This window comes from Streptomyces sp. NPDC093568 (assembly GCF_044764945.1).
Lineage (GTDB): Bacteria > Actinomycetota > Actinomycetes > Streptomycetales > Streptomycetaceae > Streptomyces.
The window spans coordinates 1-3,166 of record NZ_JBIWJD010000047.1 but is presented as its reverse complement, the minus strand read 5'-3'; the positions used below and the strand labels follow the sequence as shown (position 1 = coordinate 3,166).

Annotated in this window: 3 protein-coding genes; 1 reads left to right on the top strand and 2 read right to left on the bottom strand. The window is 68.4% G+C overall.

Annotated features, from left to right (window positions below; translation table 11 throughout):
• Positions 1-176: 176 nt before the first annotated feature.
• Complete coding sequence (locus ACIRD7_RS43270) at positions 177-560, top strand: YybH family protein (protein ID WP_403461572.1); 384 nt, start codon at positions 177-179, stop codon at positions 558-560.
• A gap of 13 nt (positions 561-573) precedes the next feature.
• Here ACIRD7_RS43270 and istB read toward each other — a convergent pair whose 3' ends face one another.
• Both istB and istA read right to left on the bottom strand, forming a co-directional pair.
• Positions 574-1,362: an IS21-like element helper ATPase IstB gene (istB, locus tag ACIRD7_RS43265; RefSeq protein ID WP_055636742.1), complete on the bottom strand. Its 789-nt coding sequence runs from the start codon at positions 1,360-1,362 to the stop codon at positions 574-576.
• The gene (gene istA, locus ACIRD7_RS43260) at positions 1,359-3,005 is read right to left on the bottom strand and encodes an IS21 family transposase (RefSeq protein WP_403461571.1); all 1,647 of its coding nucleotides are present in this window, start codon (positions 3,003-3,005) and stop codon (positions 1,359-1,361) included. Before istA ends, istB begins: the two co-directional genes overlap by 4 nt.
• Positions 3,006-3,166: the final 161 nt, after the last annotated feature.

The window sequence follows — 3,166 nt, the reverse complement described above, 5'->3', positions numbered from 1 at the left end:
GTGGCTAGGGCGGCGCCATTTGGCTCCACCCGGGGCGACTCCAACTGGCCCCAGTTCGCGGATGATTCGTGAAGATCGGGCGTCGTGCGGTGGCCCCGGAGGGCGGCTTGATTTGGGACCACTGAAGCGGCGAGGGAAGAGCGACGGCCGCGCGAGAGCGTCGGCATGATGGCCGCATGACGGATCGGAAATCTCTGGAATCTGAGCTCGCTGCGTTCATGGGTGAGTACGAACGGGCCAACAACAGCCACGACATCTCACGCGTCGTGCCGTTCATCGCCGAGGACGCCGTGTACTGGTTCTCGGACGGTTCGCATCGGGGTATCGAGGAGATCAGGTCCGCGATCGAGAAGACGTTCGCGAGGATCCTCGACGAGGTGTATGAGGTGCGTGAACTGGAGTGGCCTGTGCTCAACGCGGACGTCGCGGTGTGTCGCTATCTGTTCGCCTGGACCGGCGTCGTGAACGGTGAACTCCGCTCTGGCCAGGGCCGGGGCACTAACGTCATCGTGCGGCGGGACGGCGAGTTGAAGATGCTGCATGAGCATCTCAGTTCTTGATCCTTGGCAGGGCTCACCTCAGGCCGTTGGTCTTGTTCGCCTTGGTGCGGGCGAGCCGGTAGGACTCCGTGCCGGTCTCGATGAGGGTGGCGTTGAAGGTGAGCCGGTCGACAATGGCCGCGCAGAGTCGTGGGTCGGTAAAGGTCTTTGACCAGCCCGTGAACGCTTCGTTGGAGGCGATCGCGATGCTGTTCTTCTCCTCGCGTTCGGTCAGAACCTGGAAGAGCATCTCCGCGCCACGGCGGTCGAGTTCGAGGTAGCCGAGTTCGTCGATTTCGAGAAGGTCGACGCGTCCGTAGCGGGCGATGGTCTTGCCGAGCTGCTTGTCGTCGGCGGCTTCGACGAGCTCGTTCACCAGGCTGGCTGCGGTGGTGTAGCGGACTCGGTAGCCGGCCATGGCGGCCGCGGTGCCCAGGCCGATCAGCAGGTGGGATTTGCCGGTGCCGGAGTCCCCGATCAGACACAGCGGGTAGCCCTTGGTGATCCAGTCGCAGGTGGCGAGGCTGTGGATGACGGCCGGATCGACGTTCGGGTTGGAGGTGTAATCGAACTCGCGCAGGGACTTCTCGCGTGGGAAGTGGGCGGCGCGGATGCGGCGTTCGGCCCGGCGGCGGTCGCGGTCCTCGCACTCGGCGAGCAGGAGCTCGGCGAGGAATCCGGCGTAGGAGAGCCCCTCGCGCTCGGCGCGGGCGATGGTGTCCGCGGCCTGGGCCCGCATGGTGGGCAGCCGCAGCATCCGGCAGGCGGTGTCGATCGCGGCGTCCGACGCCTGGGCGGTGAGAGCGTGCTGGGCGGCAGTCATGACGAATCCTTCCGTCGCAGGTTCAGCAGTTCGTCCCACTGCTCCAGGCGGGGCAGCGGGCGGGCGTCCTCGGGCAGTGACCGGGCCAGACGACGAGGAGTGAGATGGCTGACCTGCGGCAACTGCGGATCTGCCAGTTCCGTCGGGTCCGCCGCTGGCGGTGTCGGTGTGGCGGTGACGGTCGGGGCCCGGCCGGCGGCCTGGGCGGCCTTGCGGGCCTCCAGAGCGACCACGTCGTCGCTGCAGGTGCCCAGGCCGACGGCAGCCCGCAGGCCCGCCAGCACGTCCGCATGCTGCTGATGGCGGTGCAGAAGCAGAACCCTGACCAGGGACTTCGTTCCCTCGATCTCGCCGAGCTGACGCTGGGCCATGGCCCAGAACGCCTCGTGCTCGGCGGTGAACGTGCCCTCGGCGCGGGCCTGGTGCAGTGCCTCGGAGCGGTCCAGAGCGCCGGGCTTGCGCAGCAGCACCTCCAGGTAGTGGTCCAGGACCAGGTGCTCCAGGCCGCGGCCGGCGAGCCGGGCATGGCGGGCGATCTCGCGGCGGCCCGCGAAGACGACCAGCATGTCGCCGGTCAGGTGGACGGTGACCTTGTGGTCGATGAAGCGGACCGGGACGGAGTAGGAGCACATCTTCACCGTGATCCGGCTGTAGCGGTCCACCCGCGGCTGGAAGGTCATGGCCGTCTCGAACGCCTCCGCCGGCAGCGGCAGCAGGTGCGGCGCCTCCCGCGCGAAGTCCTGGCCGATCGTGCGGATCCGCGAACCGATCCGCCGCTCCAGTTCCCGCTCTTCGAACGCGGTGATCTGCCCGTTGAGATCCTCTAGAGTCTCCACTCGCGGGACGGGGGTGAGGTAGTTGCGGCGGAAGTAGCCGACCTGGCCCTCCACCCCACCCTTCTCGTGGGCGCCGCGCAGTCCCGGCTCGCAGTAGAAAGGGGTGAACCCGTAGAACGTGTGCAGCGCCGTCCACTTCGGGTTCTCCTCCCGCAGCCGGCTGCGGAAGACGACCTTGCGCACCGCCGGGGTGAGGTTGTCGTAGCGGACCTGACCTGCTGGAACACCGCCCAGCACGGACAGCGCGTGCACGTGCCCCTCGAAGAACGCCTGCTGCCCGCACGAGCGGGAGATCCGGTGCACCGCCCGGCCCGAATAGGCGAGCCGGAAGGCGAACAGGAAGCACTTCACCCGCTGCCCGGCCAGATCGACCCAGACCTCCCCGAAGTCCACCTCGGCATCCGCCCCGGGCGCGTTGTGGCGGACCAGGAAGCCCTCGGCCGGCACCCCGCCCTCCGCGGCGATCGCCCGGCGGCGGGCGGTGACGAAGTCACGCACCGTGGTGTAGGGCAGGGTGACACCGAACTCCTCCTGAAGCCGCGCACCGATCCGCTTCGCGGTGTGCCGCTGCTTGCGCGGCGCTTCAAGGTCGGCACGGAGCCACTCGTCGACCGTCTTCTTGTACGGCTCCATCCGCGGCGAGGTCCGCGCCGGCGGCTTGCGCGGCTTCGGCACCGGCGAGGCCAGCGCCTCCCGTACCAGGCGCCGGTGGACGCCGTACTTTTTCGACAACGCCCGGATCGACAGCTGCTGTTGCCAGTTGTCGCGGCGGATCCGGTCGAACAGCTCTTGCTTGGACAAGGACATCCGCAGCACCCACCCTCGGCGGACCACATCCACCGTTCCACCGCAAGGCCCAGGGTGGGGCCACTTCACCTCGCCACTACCCCCGAGTACCTCCGAACGCCCCTTTCAGTGGGGCCAGTTGGAGTCGCCCCGGGTGGAGCCAAATGGCGCCGCCCTAGCCA